16 protein-coding genes are annotated in these 16,196 nt (G+C 66.3%); 9 read left to right on the top strand and 7 right to left on the bottom strand.

From position 1 onward, the window contains the following. Positions 1 to 7: 7 nt before the first annotated feature. The 3 genes from AWB83_RS20410 to AWB83_RS20400 all read right to left on the bottom strand — a co-directional run bounded on the left by AWB83_RS20410 (position 8) and on the right by AWB83_RS20400 (position 4,394). The gene (locus AWB83_RS20410; RefSeq protein ID WP_087047432.1) at positions 8 to 2,017 is read right to left on the bottom strand and encodes a glycoside hydrolase family 28 protein; all 2,010 of its coding nucleotides are present in this window, start codon (positions 2,015 to 2,017) and stop codon (positions 8 to 10) included. A gap of 311 nt (positions 2,018 to 2,328) precedes the next feature. Then, positions 2,329 to 3,657, bottom strand: coding sequence for a sensor histidine kinase (locus tag AWB83_RS20405; protein ID WP_087047431.1), 1,329 nt, complete (start codon positions 3,655 to 3,657; stop codon positions 2,329 to 2,331). Further along, positions 3,654 to 4,394 (bottom strand): response regulator, encoded by a 741-nt coding sequence (locus AWB83_RS20400; RefSeq protein ID WP_087047430.1) that lies wholly within the window; start codon positions 4,392 to 4,394, stop codon positions 3,654 to 3,656. Before AWB83_RS20400 ends, AWB83_RS20405 begins: the two co-directional genes overlap by 4 nt. A 370-nt stretch (positions 4,395 to 4,764) precedes the next feature. Between AWB83_RS20400 and AWB83_RS20395 the strand changes: the two genes are divergently transcribed. From AWB83_RS20395 to AWB83_RS20355, 9 genes are all read left to right on the top strand, one after another. Next, entirely contained in the window at positions 4,765 to 5,292 is a 528-nt protein-coding gene (locus AWB83_RS20395) for a thioredoxin family protein (RefSeq protein ID WP_087047429.1), read from the top strand. 204 nt (positions 5,293 to 5,496) lie between these two features. After that, positions 5,497 to 5,724: a DUF4148 domain-containing protein gene (locus tag AWB83_RS20390; protein ID WP_087047428.1), complete on the top strand. Its 228-nt coding sequence runs from the start codon at positions 5,497 to 5,499 to the stop codon at positions 5,722 to 5,724. A gap of 58 nt (positions 5,725 to 5,782) precedes the next feature. Continuing rightward, complete coding sequence (locus AWB83_RS20385; RefSeq protein ID WP_087047427.1) at positions 5,783 to 6,055, top strand: hypothetical protein; 273 nt, start codon at positions 5,783 to 5,785, stop codon at positions 6,053 to 6,055. Between the two features lie 36 nt (positions 6,056 to 6,091). Beyond that, positions 6,092 to 6,508: an organic hydroperoxide resistance protein gene (locus tag AWB83_RS20380; protein WP_208636780.1), complete on the top strand. Its 417-nt coding sequence runs from the start codon at positions 6,092 to 6,094 to the stop codon at positions 6,506 to 6,508. 101 nt (positions 6,509 to 6,609) lie between these two features. Next, entirely contained in the window at positions 6,610 to 7,533 is a 924-nt protein-coding gene (locus tag AWB83_RS20375) for a LysR family transcriptional regulator (RefSeq protein WP_087047425.1), read from the top strand. A 109-nt stretch (positions 7,534 to 7,642) separates the two neighbouring features. Next, entirely contained in the window at positions 7,643 to 8,845 is a 1,203-nt protein-coding gene (locus AWB83_RS20370) for a YbfB/YjiJ family MFS transporter (RefSeq protein WP_087047424.1), read from the top strand. Next, positions 8,842 to 10,074: an MFS transporter gene (locus tag AWB83_RS20365; protein WP_087047423.1), complete on the top strand. Its 1,233-nt coding sequence runs from the start codon at positions 8,842 to 8,844 to the stop codon at positions 10,072 to 10,074. The genes AWB83_RS20370 and AWB83_RS20365 overlap by 4 nt, the downstream gene beginning before the upstream one ends. A gap of 138 nt (positions 10,075 to 10,212) precedes the next feature. After that, positions 10,213 to 11,046: a serine hydrolase family protein gene (locus AWB83_RS20360; protein ID WP_087047422.1), complete on the top strand. Its 834-nt coding sequence runs from the start codon at positions 10,213 to 10,215 to the stop codon at positions 11,044 to 11,046. A gap of 27 nt (positions 11,047 to 11,073) precedes the next feature. After that, positions 11,074 to 11,439, top strand: coding sequence for a hypothetical protein (locus tag AWB83_RS20355; protein ID WP_143750081.1), 366 nt, complete (start codon positions 11,074 to 11,076; stop codon positions 11,437 to 11,439). A 12-nt stretch (positions 11,440 to 11,451) separates the two neighbouring features. Here AWB83_RS20355 and AWB83_RS20350 read toward each other — a convergent pair whose 3' ends face one another. The 4 genes from AWB83_RS20350 to AWB83_RS20335 form a co-directional block, all read right to left on the bottom strand. Beyond that, positions 11,452 to 12,705, bottom strand: a complete 1,254-nt coding sequence (locus AWB83_RS20350; RefSeq protein WP_087047530.1) for an MFS transporter — start codon at positions 12,703 to 12,705, stop codon at positions 11,452 to 11,454. Positions 12,706 to 12,790: 85 nt separating this feature from the next. Continuing rightward, complete coding sequence (locus tag AWB83_RS20345; protein WP_087047420.1) at positions 12,791 to 13,711, bottom strand: LysR substrate-binding domain-containing protein; 921 nt, start codon at positions 13,709 to 13,711, stop codon at positions 12,791 to 12,793. Positions 13,712 to 13,832: 121 nt separating this feature from the next. Further along, positions 13,833 to 15,083 carry a glycoside hydrolase family protein gene (locus tag AWB83_RS20340; RefSeq protein WP_087047419.1) on the bottom strand — a complete coding sequence of 417 codons (1,251 nt, stop codon included), beginning with the start codon at positions 15,081 to 15,083 and terminating at the stop codon, positions 13,833 to 13,835. 119 nt (positions 15,084 to 15,202) lie between these two features. Then, positions 15,203 to 16,099 carry a helix-turn-helix domain-containing protein gene (locus AWB83_RS20335; RefSeq protein ID WP_087047418.1) on the bottom strand — a complete coding sequence of 299 codons (897 nt, stop codon included), beginning with the start codon at positions 16,097 to 16,099 and terminating at the stop codon, positions 15,203 to 15,205. Between the last annotated feature and the right edge of the window lie 97 nt (positions 16,100 to 16,196).

Here is a 16,196-nt window from a genome sequence, read left to right as displayed (position 1 = left end):
CGCTGGCTCAGCGAGGATCGCTGACGGTCGAGTTCATCGTGACGCCGGCGATCACGGTGTTGTCGAGCACGATATCGTGCACGTTGTACGCGTAGATTGGTCCGGGCGACGTCGCCGTGGCGGGGCCTGCGGCGACCGGCGTGCCGAAATCGCAATCCGTGATCGTGACGCCGGTGATGGCGGGAATCGCCGGCGTCGGCGCGGGGCCGTTGTAGTCGAACGCGACCGGCCCTTGCGCCACGATCGCCTGAAAGCACGAGGCGGTCACGCCCTTGAGCGTCACGTTGCTCGCCTTCAGGTTCGAAATATTGACGTTCTGCACGAGCGCCGGCCGCGTGCGGATCGCGTCCTTCGAGGGCTGGTAGTCGCAATCGAACGTGACGATGCCGCCTTGCGCCGCCGATGGATTCGCGGCCGTCGCCGTCGCCACGCCGAGCGGCACCGTCGCGTTGATCGGGCTGCCCGCGAGCAGACTGCTGCCGTAGCCCGAAGGCGTCAGGCTCACGCCGTTCGGCAGCGTGACGTTGTCGACGTAGAAGTCCTTCACGAAGCCGCCGCGATTCATGTTCGTCTTGATGCGGATCGCGATGTTCAACGAATTCGTCGCCCAGAACTGGTTGAGCATCTGCAGATTGCGCGCGTAGATCTTCTGCACGCCGCCGCCCATTTCGCTGCCGAGCGTGATGCCGCCGTGGCCGCTGTTCATCGTGCAATTCTGGATGACGTGGTTCTGCGCCGGGCCGTATTGCGTGTCCAGATCCTTGCCCGACTTGATCGCGATGCAGTCGTCGCCGGTGTTGAAGGTCACGCTCTCGCACAGGACCATGTCGCACGCGTCGGGATCGAAGCCGTCGTTATTCGGGCCGATGCTGTCGACCGTCACGCTGCGCATCACCACGTTCTGGCAATCGGTCGGGTGGTGCTGCCAGAACGGCGTGTTGTTCGTGCGATAGCTCTCCATCAGCACGTTCGTGCAGCCGATGAACTCCACCATGCAGGGCCGCAGGTAATGGCCGATGCCGAAGATGCGCTTCTCGATCGCGACGCCCGCCTCGGACAGCGCGGGCAGATAGTTCTGGTCCTGCTGCCAGGGCGTGGCGGGATCGGTGAGTTTCGCGTAGAGGTCCGCGGAGATGCCGGGCACGGCGGTCTTCAGATCGACGTTGTTCGGATTGCTCGACGCCTGCGAGGGCGTCGACGAGCTCACGCAGCCGTAGGCGCCGTTGTTGCCCTTCCACGTCCACCAGCAGGTTGCGGTGTTGCCGCTGCCGGCGAAGGGCGTCATCGCCTGACCGTTCAGCACGGACGTGTCGCCATCGCCCGTGAGCGCGATGTTCTTCTGGTTGCGCGCATAGACGGGCGGTCCGTAGTTGAGGCAGTCGTTGGCCTGCCAGCGGCTGTAGTAGAGCTTGCCGCTCGCGCCGCAATCGATCGGGCCGTCTTTCGCGTAGTCCGCGGGATTCGGGCTGAAGTAGATCGTGCAGTTCGCGCTCAGGTGGAAATCGACGTTGGAGAGCAGCACGATCGGCCCCGCGCAGTACCAGGTTCCCGCCGGCACGACGACATGTCCGCCGCCGGCTGCATTGCACGCCGCGATCGCCGCGAGGAAGGCCGGGCGCGAGTCGAACGAGCCGGGCGCGTTGGTCTGGTTCGCGCCGGTGGAGAGCGGCGATTTCGTCGGATCGGTGTACGGATTCGTCGCCGCGACGACCGTGCATGGCTTCGCGCCGTAATCGGTGACGAGGAACTGGCGGTCCGGAAACATCGACTTCGATACGCTTTGCAGCGCATTGACGATTTGCGTCGCCGAGCCGGACGGGCCCCATATCGGATCCTGCGCGGGCGGCGGCGTCGAACCGGAGCCCGAGTTCGAGTCGTCGTGGCCGCCGCAGCCGGCAAGCGTGCCGAGAGTACCCATCGCGCCGAGCAGCGGGGCGCTCGCCGAAAAGCCCGCGAACTTCACGAAGGAACGGCGCGCGGGGGAATGGCGCGTTGCACGGTTCTGCGGTTGCTTCATTTGTCGTCTCCTGGTCCGGTGGGTCCGGTTTTCATGCAAATCTGGCTCGGCGCGACGGCGCGAACGGGCGGGCATGCCCTGGTGAACGAGGCGGGGAATGCGCCTTGGGCCATCGGTGCTAACAAACGATGTCGTATGACTCTGCGCGCAAGCTTGACGGCGGCTTTGCCAACGCAGAGCTTAAGAAAACGTTATCCGAGTGACGCCAGCGTCGTCAAGCGGGGCTAACGCTTAGGCGGTTTGACAATCGGATTGAGCGGCAAGATAGGACGTCGTATTTTTGTATTTTTAAGGTAAACGTTTTCCCGGCGTTACGCCGCAATCCTGATGATGAGTCGCGCCTCCAGACCGCCGCCTTCGCGCTGATGGAGCGTGAGACTTGCATCCATCGCCAGCGTGAGCTGCCGGGCGATGGCAAGGCCGAGCCCCGTGCCGCCGGTCTGCCGGTTGCGCGATCCTTCCAGCCGTACGAACGGCTCGAACACCGCTTCGAGCGATTCGTCGGGAATGCCCGGGCCGCGATCGAGCACGGAGACCACGGCGCGGCCGTCGTCGCGGGCGGCGACTTCGATCTCGGCCGCGCCGGCATACTTGATCGCGTTATCGACGAGATTGCCCACCACGCGCTTCAACGCCTGCGGCGGCGCCATCAGCGCGCCGCCGATGCTGCCGCGCAAGGTCACGGTCTGCCCGGCATCGAGATAATCGTCGACGATGCTCTCGAACAGCGCATCCGGGTCGATGCGGCGCGGCGCTTCGTTCGTGCCGTGAAGCGTGCGTGCGTAGGTCACGCCTTCCTTCACGAGCGATTCCATCTCCTTCAGGTCCTGCTGGAGCTTGGCGCCGGTCGCGTCGTCGTCCATCACGTCGACGCGCAGGCGCATGCGCGTGATCGGCGTCTGCAGGTCGTGCGTGATCGCCGCGAGAATCTGCATGCGTTGGGTCATGTACATCGCGACGCGGTCCTGCATCGCGTTGAACGCCTTCGCCGCGCGCGCGACTTCATCCGGGCCGGATTCCGGCAGACGTCGGGCCTTGAGATCGGGACCGAGCGTGTCGGCGGCGCGCGCGAGCTGCTTGAGCGGACCGGTTGCGACGCGCACCGCGAGCCAGCAGCACGCGCCGAGCACGACGAGCTGCAGCACCAGAACCAGCGGCAGCCAGCCGGACATGGGCATGCCGGGCATCGGACGCATGTCGATGGTGAGCGGCGAGCCGTCCGTGAGACGCAGATGCACCTGAAAGCGCTCGCGCTCGCCGGGCACGGCATTGACCGTCAGCGGATAGCGCTTGCCGATGCCCTCGCCGATCGATTGCGCGAAGCGCTCCGAGAGCCGGGCATCGGGCGGCGTGCCTGTCACGCCGGGGCCGAGAATGAATTCGTAGCTGCGCCGCGCGAGACGCGGCAGCCATTCCGCGCGTTCGTCCGGCGGCAGATGATCGAGCAGCGCGACCGAGCTCGCGACCTCGCGCTCGACGTAGCCCATCATCACGTTGGTCATCGATTCGTCGCGCTCCTTCATCGTCAGAAGGAACGAGAAGGTCTGCGCCAGAGCCAGTCCGACGAGCAGGATCAGCGCGAGGCGCGCGAACAGCGTGCGCGGCCAGTGCAGGAAGGAAGGCGTGGAAAGCGAGCTCATGAAGAAGACTCGAGCGGTTTGACTTCCGCGGAGAACACATAGCCCTCGCTGCGCAGCGTCTTGATGTAGCGCGGCTCGCGCGCCGTATCGCGCAGGCGCTGGCGCAGCCGCGAGACGAGCAGGTCGATCGAGCGGTCGAACGCGTCGGCCTGGCGGCCCTGCGTCAGATTCAGCAGCTGATCGCGCGTGAGCACGCGCTGCGGATGATCGAGAAACACGCGCAGCAACCGGTACTCCGCGCCCGAGAGCGCGACCATCGTGCCTTCGGCGTCGAGCAGATGGCGCGCGGTCGTATCCAGCCGCCAGTCGCCGAAGCCGAGCATCGGCGCGGACTCCGTCACCTCCATGCCCGGCGGCAGCATGCGTGTGCGGCGCAGCACCGAGCGGATGCGCGCGAGCAGCTCGCGCACGGCGAACGGTTTCGGCAGGTAGTCGTCGGCGCCCATTTCGAGGCCGAGGATGCGGTCCGCTTCCTCATTGCGCGCGGTCAGCATCAAAATCGGCACGTCGCGGAACTTGCTCGCGCGCAGCTCGCGGCACAGCACGAGGCCGTCTTCGCCGGGCAGCATCAGATCGAGCACGATCAGATCCGGCGCGCCTTGCTCCAGCACGGCGCGCATCTGCCGGCCGTTCGCCGCCAGCGACACGCGCATGCCGTTCTTTTCGAGGTAGGTCGCGAGCAGCTCGCGAATGCCGCGATCGTCGTCGACGATCAATACATGGTCAGTGGTTTCCATCGATGGACCGTTGTCGTTGACGCCTGAGTTGCATCCGGCTCGGACTGATCAAGAGACACTGAACCGGATGGGCCATTTCCGTCGCGATCCCGCCTACGAGAAAGGCCAGGACCGCCAGCATGCGTTTCATGTGAAGCTCCCGCTGATTACGCGATGTCTGCGTTATAGCGCGTCTCGGCAGAAGTTTTGTATCGCAGTGTATCTCGCGCATGGGGCGATACATAACGTTGCGCAAGGCGCCTTCCTGCGACACAAGCGGGATACGCGCGCGCAGTCCAATGCGGTCATGCCGATTCGAACGTCGGCCGGCCGGGCTGCTACGTCACTTGCGTGACCGCCCCGATTTTCACCGCATTCAAAGGACTTCGTCATGCTCTCTGGAATCAAAAGCGTGGCCGCGTGCGCCGGACTGGCGGCGTGCGCGGCCATGGCGCCCGCGCACGCCGCTGCGCCCACGGCCGCCCATACCGCGCCGGAATTTGCCGGCATCGACACCTGGCTCAACAGCAAGCCGCTCACGCTCGCCCAGTTGCGGGGCAAGGTCGTGCTGGTCGATTTCTGGACCTTCGCGTGCGGCAACTGCATCAATACGCTGCCTGCCGTGAAGTCGTGGCACGCGAAGTACCGGGACAAAGGGCTCGTGGTGGTCGGCGTCCACACGCCCGAGTTTCCGTTCGAGCACGACACCGGCAACGTGCGGCGCGCCATCGAGCGTTTCGGCATTACGTATCCGGTCGCGCAGGACAACCGTTACGCGACCTGGGCGGCCTACGGCAACCAGTACTGGCCGGCGTTCTATCTGATCGACAGGAAAGGGCAGGTGGCCTACACGCACTTCGGCGAGGGCGATTACGCGCAGACCGAAGCGGCGATCGAGAAGCTGCTGGCCCAGCCGTGAACGGGGTTTCGTATCGCAATGTATCTGCAACGCACGCGATACAAAACATTGCACAGGACCCGCTTTCCGGACACAGGCCAGATACCTCCGGGGATTCAAATGCAGTCAACGACGGCTGACGAGTGAAACACACGACAGACACTCGCCAGGCCCAAGTGCCGTGACTCATTCAACCGATTGATACATCCGTCAAGGAGAAACACCATGAAATCCACGATCGTTGCTTTCGCTCTCGTCGCCGGCGCCATGACGGGCCTTGCGGGTGTTGCTCACGCAGCCGTGACGAACAGCCCGGTGAACGCGCAGACCGAACAGGCCGCCGCAAACCACGCCTACATGGGCAAGACCCGCGCCGAGGTCAAGCGCGAACTGGTGCAGGCACAACGCGATGGCCAGATCGCCGCGCTGCGCAGCCTGTATCAAGGCAGCTGATCCGCTTGCCGACCGATTTCGAACGCTTACTGAATCCACTGAAAAAAGAGGCCCGATCATGATCAAGCAATTCGTCACCGCCGCAGTCATCGCCGTCAGCGCCGTCGCCGCCGGTTCCGCATTCGCCAGCAGCGGCTACGGCCCCGCGCCGCACTATGACCCGCTTGCCGGCGCGCCCGCATCGCAGCGCGGCGTGAGCGCGCAGACCATCGCCCACGAGAATGGCGGCGTTCAGGCGCAATCGTACGGCGGCATGGGCGACACGTTCTCGCAGTCGGGCGCGCGCGGCGCGACGACGAACGACTTCGCCCGGCTCTTCGCTCATCACTGAACCCCGCAACTTTCGAACACACACGAGGCATTCATCATGACCCAGATCGACACCGTCCTGTACACCGGCAAAACCCGCGTCGTCGGAGGCCGCGAAGGCTACGCGCAAAGCTCCGACGGCCGTCTCGACGTGAAGCTCTCGCCGCCCGGATCGACGGGCCCGGGCACGAACCCCGAGCAGATGCTGGCCGCGGGCTGGTCCGCATGTTTCATCGGCGCGATGGGCAAGGCCGCGGCAAGACTGAAGCTGAGACTGCCCGCGGAAACCGCCGTCGATGCGGAAGTGGATCTCGGCATGTCCGGCGAAGCCTACCTGCTGCGCGCGCGCCTGAACGTGTGCCTGCCGGGCATCGAGCGCGCGCTGGCCGAGGAGATCGCGCAGATGGCGCATCAGACCTGCCCATACTCGAAGGCGCTGAAAAACAACATCGACGTGACGATCACGGTTGTCTGACGCGTTCTTGCAGCACGTCATCGGCGCGCTCCGGTCCGCGGCGCCGATGACGCTCGCGGTAGACTTGGCGCTTCATCCGACAAGCGACTATCCGAGCCGACATGGACCGAATCGACGCGATGAAAGTGTTCATCGCCACGCTGGACGAAGGCAGCCTGGCGGGCGCGGGGCGGCGGCTCGGCCGCTCTCCCGCCGCCGTGAGCCGGGCGATCGCCTTTCTCGAAGAGCACACCGGCACGGCCCTGCTCCATCGCACGACACGCACGATCAAGCTCTCCGAAGCGGGCGAGCGTTATGCCGCCGCGTGCCGCCGCATCCTGACCGATCTCGAGGAAGCCGATCTGCTGATCGCGCACGAGCGCTCCGCGCCGCGCGGACTGCTGACCATCACCGCGCCCGTCGCCGCCGGCGAAGACTTGCTGCGGCCCATGCTCGACGATTTCATCACCCGCTTCCCCGCCGTTTCGGTGCGCCTGCAACTGCTCGACCGGCCCGTGAGCCTGATCGACGAAGGTATCGATGTCGCGCTGCGCATCGCGCATCTGTCCGACTCGACGCTGATCGCGATTCCCGTGGGCGAAGTGCGGCGCGTCGTGGCCGCGTCCCCGCGGTATCTGGCCAAACACGCGCCGATCAGACAGCCCGCCGACCTTGCTCGGCATCAGATCATCTCGATGACGCATTTCGGCCTCGATTCGTGGAGCTTCCCGACTTCGGGCGGCTCGGCGATTCCGCAGGTCGTGCAGTTCGCACCGCGTTTCATCGTCAATACGGTCCGTGCGGCCGTTGCCTCGGCAGTCGAAGGGCATGGGCTTACGCGGCTCTTTTCCTATCACGTCGCCAGGGAAGTGAGGGACAAGACGCTGCAGGTCGTGCTCCCCGACAGCGAGCACGCGCCGCTTCCGGCGCATCTGCTGACACCGCACGGGCGGCTTTCCGTGCCGAAGGTGCGCGCCTTCGTCGACTTCGCCACGCCGCGCCTGCGCCGCCAGTTCAAGCGATTGCAGCTCGATTCAACCGCCTGACGGAAGATTATCTTCCGATTGCCGTTAATTCTCTCGCCGAACGATCGAATATAGACTGCTTCCGAAGGCAGGGCGCGCAGGCCGCGCCCGCCGCAGTGACGGAGGCAGTATGCGATATGCAGTCTTGAATCAATCGGAACGCGGGACGTTCCAGGTCTGGCGCGGCGTGCTCGCCGGCGCGAGCGCGAGTCTGGTCGGCATCGGGCTTGCGCGGTTTGCCTACACGCCGCTCTTGCCGGCGATCATCGGCGCGCACTGGTTTCCGGCGTCGACGGCGGCGTATCTCGGTGCGGCCAATCTCGGCGGTTATCTCGCGGGCGCGCTCGCGGGCGGACCGCTCGCCCGGCACGCGCGCGCCGCGACGGTGCTGCGCGCGATGATGGTGATTGCAACCATCGCGTTCGTCGCGTGCGCGGTTCCGGTTTCGTTTCTGTGGTTCTTCGTCTGGCGCTTCCTGTCGGGCATCTCGGGCGGCGCGCTGATGGTGCTCGCCGCGCCGACGATCATCGCGCATGTCGCGCCGTCGCGTCGCGGTTTCGCGAGCGGCGCGATTTTCACCGGCATCGGGCTCGGCATCGCCGCTTCGGGGACGATCGTGCCGCTGCTGCTGCGCCAGGGACTCACGCAAACATGGATCGGGCTCGCCGTGGTCTCGCTGGTGCTGACGGTCGTCGCGTGGAACGGATGGCCGTCACAGGACGCGCCGGCTCCCGCGCGTGCCGGCGAGCATGCGCATGCGAAGGCGTCAGCGCCGCCCGCGTTGCGCGCGCTCTTCGCGGAGTACGCGCTGAATGCGGTCGGTCTCGTGCCGCACATGATCTTTCTCGTCGATTTCGTCGCACGCGGCCTCGGCAAGGGCGTGGATGCGGGCGCGGAGTACTGGGTGCTGTACGGGCTCGGTGCGATCGCCGGTCCGCTGCTGAGCGGACACCTCGCCGACCGCGCCGGTTTCGGCCCTGCGTTGCGCGTCGCGTATCTGCTTCAGCTGGCGGCGGTCGCGATCCCGGCGGTTTCGTCCAACGCGGCGCTGCTGATCGTGTCGAGCGTGCTGGTCGGCGCGTTCACGCCGGGAATCGTGCCGCTCGTGCTCGGACGCGTGAATGAACTGCTGGCCCATCATCCCGCCGCGCAGAAGGGCGCATGGAGCACCGCGACGACGGGCTTTGCCGTGTTGCAGGCACTCGCGGCTTATGGCCTCTCGTTCCTGTTCTCGAAGAGCGGCGGGGATTATCGGATGCTTTTCGCGATCGGCTCGGCGGCGCTTGGCGTCGCGCTCGCCATCGATCTGTTCGCCGCGCTGAGGTCGAAATGAGCCAGATCATGCAAGTCGCCGCGCCGCCCGGCTACGCCGAACGCAACGAGCAATACTGGCGGCGCAACCTCGCCGTCTGCGTGTTCGGCTCGTTCACGACGCTCGTCAGCCTCAGCATGCTGCTGCCGTTCCTGCCGATCTATGTCCGGCAGCTCGGCGTCGGGTCGCAGGCGGCGGTCATCGAGTGGTCGGGCGTCGCGTTCAGCGCCACGTTTCTCGGCACGGCCGTCACCGCGCCGCTCTGGGGACGCCTCGCCGATCGCTACGGCCGCAAGCCGATGCTCGTGCGCGCCGCGGTGGGCATGGCGCTCGTGATGTCGCTGATCGGCGTCGCGCATACGGTGCATCAGCTGGTCGCACTGCGGCTGCTGGCGGGACTGGTCGGCGGCTACGCGTCGGCATCGACGGTGATGATCGGCACGCAGGCGCCGCGCGAGCGGGCAGGGTGGGCGCTCGGCATCCTCTCGACGGGCGCGCTCGCGGGCAATCTCGCCGGGCCGCTCATCGGCGGCTTGCTGCCGGGTTTGATCGGCATTCGCGGCACGTTCTTCGCGGGCGCGGGGATGATCGCAGTGGCCGCGTTGCTCACGATCGTTTTCGTGAAGGAAGACTTTCATCCGGGCGATGCGAAGAAGCGCACGGAACACGCGGCATCGACGCAGGCGCGTCGCACGAACTACGTCGTCGTCGCCGCGCTGCTCGCGACCGCGATGATGGTGCTGCTCGCGAACATGTCGATCGAGCCGATCATCACCGTCTATGTCGGCGGCCTGGGCGTGACGGCCGATCATGTCGCGCGCATCGCGGGCCTCGTGATGGCGTGCTCCGCGCTCGGCAGCATGCTGACGGCGGCGCGGCTCGGCGCGCTGGCCGATCGCATCGGAAGCTGGAACGTGATCGTCGGATGCCTCGTGCTCACGGGCATCGCGATGATTCCGCAAGCGTTCGTGCATCAATGGTGGCAGCTCGCCGGCTTGCGCGTGGTGATGGGCATGACGCTCGCCGGCTTGCTGCCGTCGATATCCAAGCTCGCGCGCAGCGCCGTCGATGAAAGCAGCAGCGGACAGATGCTCGGCTATCTGCAATCCGCGCAATTCACCGGGCAGGTGATCGGGCCGGTGATCGGCGGACAGATCGGCGTATCGCTCGGGCTGCACGCGGTGTTCTTCGTCACGGGCAGCCTGCTGATCGCATGCGCGGGGCTCGCGCACTGGGCGCGCGCGCGATGAGACGCGCTGCCCGTTTCAAGTTTCCTTTAAGGTTCATTTAAGCCTCGCGACTTAGGGTAGCGGACTCGTTCGCCTGTCGCTGCCCCATGCCGCCACATTCGCTTCCACTCGCCTTCATGACGCGCTGCTGAACGCGTCATGCTCAGACTTCATCTCTTCCTCATCGTTCTTGTCGTCGCGAGTCTCGTGCCGCTCATCGCGCACGCGAAGCGCGTCGCCGCCAAACCCGTCGTGCATGCGCGCGCGGCCATTGCCGTCGATCTCGCGACCGGACGCGCGCTCTATGCGAAGCACGCCGACGAGCGTCTGCCGATCGCATCGCTGACCAAGCTGCTCACCGCGATGGTCGTGCTCGACTCGAAGCGCTCGCTGCACAAGCCCGCGCGCATCACCGATGCCGACGTCGATCGGCTCAAATGGTCGCGCTCGCGCTTGCCCGTGGGTTCGCTGCTGTTGCGCAAGACGATGCTGCACATCGCGCTGATGTCGTCCGAGAATCGCGCCGCGTTCGCATTGAGCCGCGATTATCCCGGCGGGCGCCCGGGCTTCGTGCGCGCGATGAACCACACTGCACAGCGCCTGCACATGCGGCGCAGCCATTTCGTCGATCCGACCGGGCTTTCGCCGCACAATGTGTCGACGGCGCGCGATCTCACGCGGCTCGCGCGCGCGGCGTATCGCTATCCGACGATCCGCGAATACGCGACGTCGCATCACAAGCTCGTGCTCGGCGGCGCGGGGCCGCTGATGTATCGCAACACCGATCCGCTCGTGTATCGCGCGTCGTGGCGCGTCGGCCTGCAGAAGACCGGCTTTACCAACGAGGCGGGGCATTGCCTCATCGTGATCGCGCCCGTGCATGGCCGTCCGACGGTCTTCGTCATTCTCGGCGCGCCGAACGCGCAAGGGCACTTTCAGGACGCGGTGAATCTGCGGAGCTGGCTGCTGAGGTGTCCGGTGCATCACCGGTAGCAACGGCGGTTTTCTGGAGAACAGGCGGTGACGGCGCGGCACGTAGTATCGATGATCGGGTTGTGTATCGTGCTCGCCGCCTGTTCGCGGCACGACAGCGTGTTCTCGATGTCGCCCGTGTTCAGGGCGCGCACCGCGGCCACGTCGGCGTCGGTGGAGGAGTGCATCACTTCGCGCTGGAAGCACGGCGCGCGCGAATTCAGCCGCGTCAGGAAGGATGGCGCCGTGCGCCTGCGCGCGCAGACGTTCTTCAAGGGCGTGACCATCGGCGTGAGTCTCAGGACGGTTGAGGGCAAGACGCTCGTCGAGTATTTCGAGCGGCGCATCGCGGCCCCACTCTACGCGACGATGGTGCGCGGCTGCCTGCACCCGGATGACGCGGGCGCGCCCTGAGCGATCGACGCGTCACGCGGCGACGAGCGACTCCTCGGTGACGGGGCGGTCGTCGATAGGAAAGTGCAGCAGCGCGGCGACGAGACCCGCGATTGCAGTGGCGCCCCAGATCAGCGAGTACGAGCCGGTCGTGTCGAACACGTAGCCGCCGAGCCACGCGCCGAGGAACGATCCTAGCTGGTGGCTGAGAAACACGACGCCGAACAGCGTGCCGAGATGCCGCGTGCCGAAGACCTTGGCGATGAGGCCGTTGGTGAGCGGCACGGTGCCGAGCCATGTCAGGCCCATCACGGCGGCGAAGACGACGACGGAGACATTGGTCGTCGGCAGCAGCACGAAGAGCGCGATGGCGCCGCCGCGAATCAGATAGATCCATGCGAGCACGTGATGCTGCCGCCAGCGTCCGCCGAGCCAGCCGCATCCCCAGCTTCCGATCATGTTGAAGAAGCCGATGAGCGCAAGCGCGGTCGCACCGAGCCCGACCGGCATGTGGCACAGCAGCAGATAGCCGGGCAGGTGAGTCGCGATGAACGCGAGCTGGAAACCGCATGTGAAGAAGCCGAGTGTCAGCAGCCGATAGCCGCGATGACGCGATGCATAGGCGAGCGTTTCGCGCAGCGGCAGCGACGCGGGTTGCGCGTGCTTTTCATGCGGCGCATCCGCCGTGCGCTGCCGGCTCGCGCGATCGAGCACGATGCCGAGCGGCGCGGCGAGCAGCAGCACGAAGGCGAGCGCGTAGAGCGATGCCGGCACGCCCGCATGCACGCGCACTTCCTGCGCGAACGGCACCATCAGCACTTGCCCGAGCGAGCCGCCCGCGCTGGCGAGCCCCATCGCGACGCTGCGCGTTTGCGGCGATGCGACGCGCCCGACCGTCGCGAGCACGACGCCGAAGCTCGTGCAACTGATGCCGATGCCCACGAGCAACCCGAGGCCGAGCACGAGCATCCATCCGGAGGTTGCGGCGGCCGCGAGCGCGAGGCCGGCGGCGAACGTCGCCGCGCCGACGGCGACGACCGGCGCGGCGCCATGGCGGTCGGCGGCGGCGCCCGCGAACGGCTGGGCGAATCCCCAGACGAGGTTGTGCAGCGCGATCGCGAAGGCGATCAGCGTGACGGGCAATCCGCGATCGAATGAAAACGGCCCGATGAAGAGCCCGAAGGTCTGGCGCACGCCCATGGCCGCGCTCAGAATCAGCGCAGCCGCGCCGATGAGCGCCCAGGTCGCCGCGCGGTTTCTGTTCGCTGCAAGAGACAGGGATGACATGAATGGCATTCCTCCTTGCGAGCATCGTCGCAGGCGAACGTCCGTGCTGGCAAACGAAAAGTTTTCGCGGACGGTTGAGCGAAGTTCAACCGTGACGGTTCGCTTCCCCGCTTTCGAGGAACTCGGCCGCCTGCTCGATGAGCCAGTTTCGGAAGGCCACGAGATCGGCGCGCGCGCTTGCTTGCGGCGCTTCGCACAGCCAGTAGGCGGTTTGCGTCTCGACGCTCGTCGCGGACGCTTCGACGAGCGTGCCCGCAGCCAGCTCGCGATCGACGAGCGGCCGGCGGCCGATGGCGACGCCGAGCCCCGCGGCGGCGGCGTCGAACGCGAGCTGCACGGTGTCGAAGCGCAAGCCGCCGCGGAGATCGAGGCCGTCGATGCCCGCGCCGTCCATCCACGCTTGCCAGTCCTGGCTGGCGGTATCGACGTGGATCAGGGTCGCGCGAGTGAGATCGGGGGGGCCGTCGGCGCGGGTCAGCATGGCGCGGCAGCCCGGGCTGCATACCGGAACGAGCCGCTCGCCGAAGAGACGTTGCCACGATGCGCCGTCCACCGGTCCGCGGCTCAGGCGCAGGCCGAAATCGAAGCCGTCGACGGGAAAGCCCGCTTGCCGGCGCGAGGTATCGACGCTCACGTCGGTGTTCGGCCAGCGCGCGCGGAAATCCGCGAGCCGCGGGACGAGCCAGCGCGCGGCGAGCGTCGGCGCGCAGGTGACGGAGATGGAGCGGCGCTTGCGCCTGTCGGGCAGCGATTGCGTGCCGATGGCGATGAGCGAGAACGCTTCGGCAATGTACGGGAGATATTGCTCGCCGGCCGCGCTGAGCGACAGCCCGCGCGGCTCGCGCACGAACAGCTCGACGCCGAGCATTTCCTCGAGCGCGCCGATGCCGTGGCTCACCGCGCCCGGCGTCACGTTGAGTTCGGCGGCAGCGAGCTTGAAGCTGCGATGGCGCGCGGCGGCTTCGAAGAGGCGCAGGGCGTTGAGCGGCGGGAGGCGTTGGGGCATGGTGGCGGGAGCTTGGGCGGCCTGTGGCGGTATGGGAATATTGCCACTGGTCGCGATACCGGGGTGCCCGGGTGGCCGGCTCCTCTGGGTTTCTCCGTTTGCTGAGAAGCGAAAGCGCGCTTCATTCGTGCCGACGCCGGCCACCTCCTTCCTCGACAATGGGGATGCGTGGAGGTTGAACCGGTCTCAGTGTTCCCGGATGCACGGCGCGGCACAGCGCCTCGACGAAGAAGAAGTCGCCGAACATGGTCGCGCCGTCCACGCCGATGTTATGCGGCTTCGAGTAGCACGAGTTGTGCAGCAGGCCGTGCTCGCCGTCCTTGGTGAACTCGTCGCGGCAGAGCGCTTCGAGCATCGCGAGGCCGTGGCGCCGCCACTTCGCGGCGGCGTGCGCATCGGGATGCAGGCGCGCCATTTCCAGCAGCGCCGATGCGACGACGGCGGCGGCGGCCGTGTCCTTGATCTCGGCGTCGCGGCCCGTTGCATCGAAGTCCCACGGCGGCACCTGACGACCGTCGAGGCGACGCAGATAGTAATCGGCGAGACGCTCGGCCAGATCGAGATACTTGCGCTTGCCCGTCTCGCGCGCGGAGTTCACGTAGCCGTAGATCGCCCACGCCTGCCCGCGGCTCCACGCAGATTCGTCGAACGCGCCCTGGAAGGTGTAGCCGCGCTTGCGCGCGCCGCTTTCCACGTCGTATTCGACGGCGTGATACGTCGAGTCGTCGTCACGCACGAAGGCGCGCGCGGTCATCTCGGCGTGCGCGTCGGCGGCCTGCCGGTAGCTGCCGTCGTCGGTGTGATTCGCGGCCCAGTAGAGCAGCGAGAGATTGGCCATCGTGTCGATCGCGGAAGCGCTGCGGCCGCGCGGATCGGACAGCGGTCCCCACGATGCGAGATACGCGCCGTCGCGTGTCGTGACGAGCCGCGCGCGCAGCTTGTCGGCCGCTTCGAGCGCGATGTTCGCGAACCATTCGTCGCCGGTGATGTGATAGCCCGGCACCGCGCTGCTGTCGAAGATGAAGCCGATGTCGTGCGTGTTCGGATCCTGCGCGCGCTGCTCGACGAGGCGCATGCGCGCACGCGCCCATTCGAGAAAGCGCGCTTCGCCGGTATGCAGATACGAGGTCAGCAGAAGGCCCACCCAGAAGCCGCAGAACCAGTTGCCGTGGCTCCAGGCGTCGCCGTCGTAGCCCGCCGATAGCGAGGCGGGCAGACGCACCCATTGGCCATCGGGGCCGGTGACCTGAGGGAACTCGACGCCGAAGGTCAGTTCGTCGGCGGCGACTTTTTTCGCGGTCTTGTCGAGGGCTTCGCGAAAGAGCTTCGCCTGTTCGCTGGAAAGCGACAGCGGGGATGTTGCGTTGGACACGGTGTCTCCTTGAGTTCGTCGTTCGCAGAACGATTCTAAGAAACGCCTGCGCGACGGCGTTAGGATGAAACGCGGGATATGTTGGACATTTCGTCGTGGCGCTTGCGCGCCACCACGCATCAGATATGCAGCTTTTCGAGGCTGCGCCGATAGTCGATCGGCGAGCGGCCCGTATGCTTGCGGAAGCAGCGGCTGAAATACGCGGGATCGTCGAAGGAGAGCATTGCGGCGATCTCCGCGACATTCACTTCCGAGTGCAGCAGCAGGCGTTTCGCCTCCAGCATCACGCGCTCGCGGATCAGCTTGGCGGCCGTGCTGCCCAGTGCCTGACGCGTCGCTTCGTTGAGTGCGCGTTCGGTCACGTTGAGCAGGCGCGCGTAATCGGCTGCCTCGTTGACGGAGCGGAAGTGCTTCTCCAGCAGGCTCTTGAAGCGGCGCGAAAGCAGCACGCTGCGCGACGCGGCGGCATCGCGCATGGCGGCGGCGTTGCGCATGCGCGCGACCTTGATCAGAAAGACGTGCAGATAGGCCCAGATCGCGTCCGTGTAGCCGACCTGCTCTTCCTGATACTCCTGGCGGATGCCGTCCATCACGCGCGTCAGCTCGCGGACCTGCGCATCGCTCAGATACAGGCACGCGTCGAGTTGCTCGAAGTTGTAGACGGGCACATCCGTTTCCGAATGACGGTTCTGCACCCGGAACGCGAAGAACTCGGAAGAGAAGCTGATCGAATAACCGAGCGTGTCGGCTGACAGATCGAGATCGTGCACCTGTCCCGGCGTCATGAAGTAAAGCGTATGCGGGCGCACTTCGTAGCGTACCGAATCGATCACATGCGATCCGCTGCCAGTGATTACCCACATCACGTGATAGAAATCGTGCCGATGCGGATAGGGCAGCGTCGACTTCAGCGCCTCGATCGGCGCGAGATGAAAATCCGGCGTCTTGACGTGCGCGCCGTATTCGTAGTCCTCGATCCTGATGACAGGAACGTGGCAGCAACATGCGGTATCCAACTATCTCCTCCCCGTGTGGCGGCGCAGCGTCTCCGCGATGGCCTGCATGTCCGGACATTGCGGGCAACCGCACGAGTGTAGCCGTGCATGCACCCGC

The sequence above is a fragment of the Caballeronia ptereochthonis genome (assembly GCF_001545075.1).
Lineage (GTDB): Bacteria > Pseudomonadota > Gammaproteobacteria > Burkholderiales > Burkholderiaceae > Caballeronia > Caballeronia ptereochthonis.
Note: the sequence above shows the minus strand (reverse complement) of the source record. Positions and strands in the feature narration are given on the sequence as shown.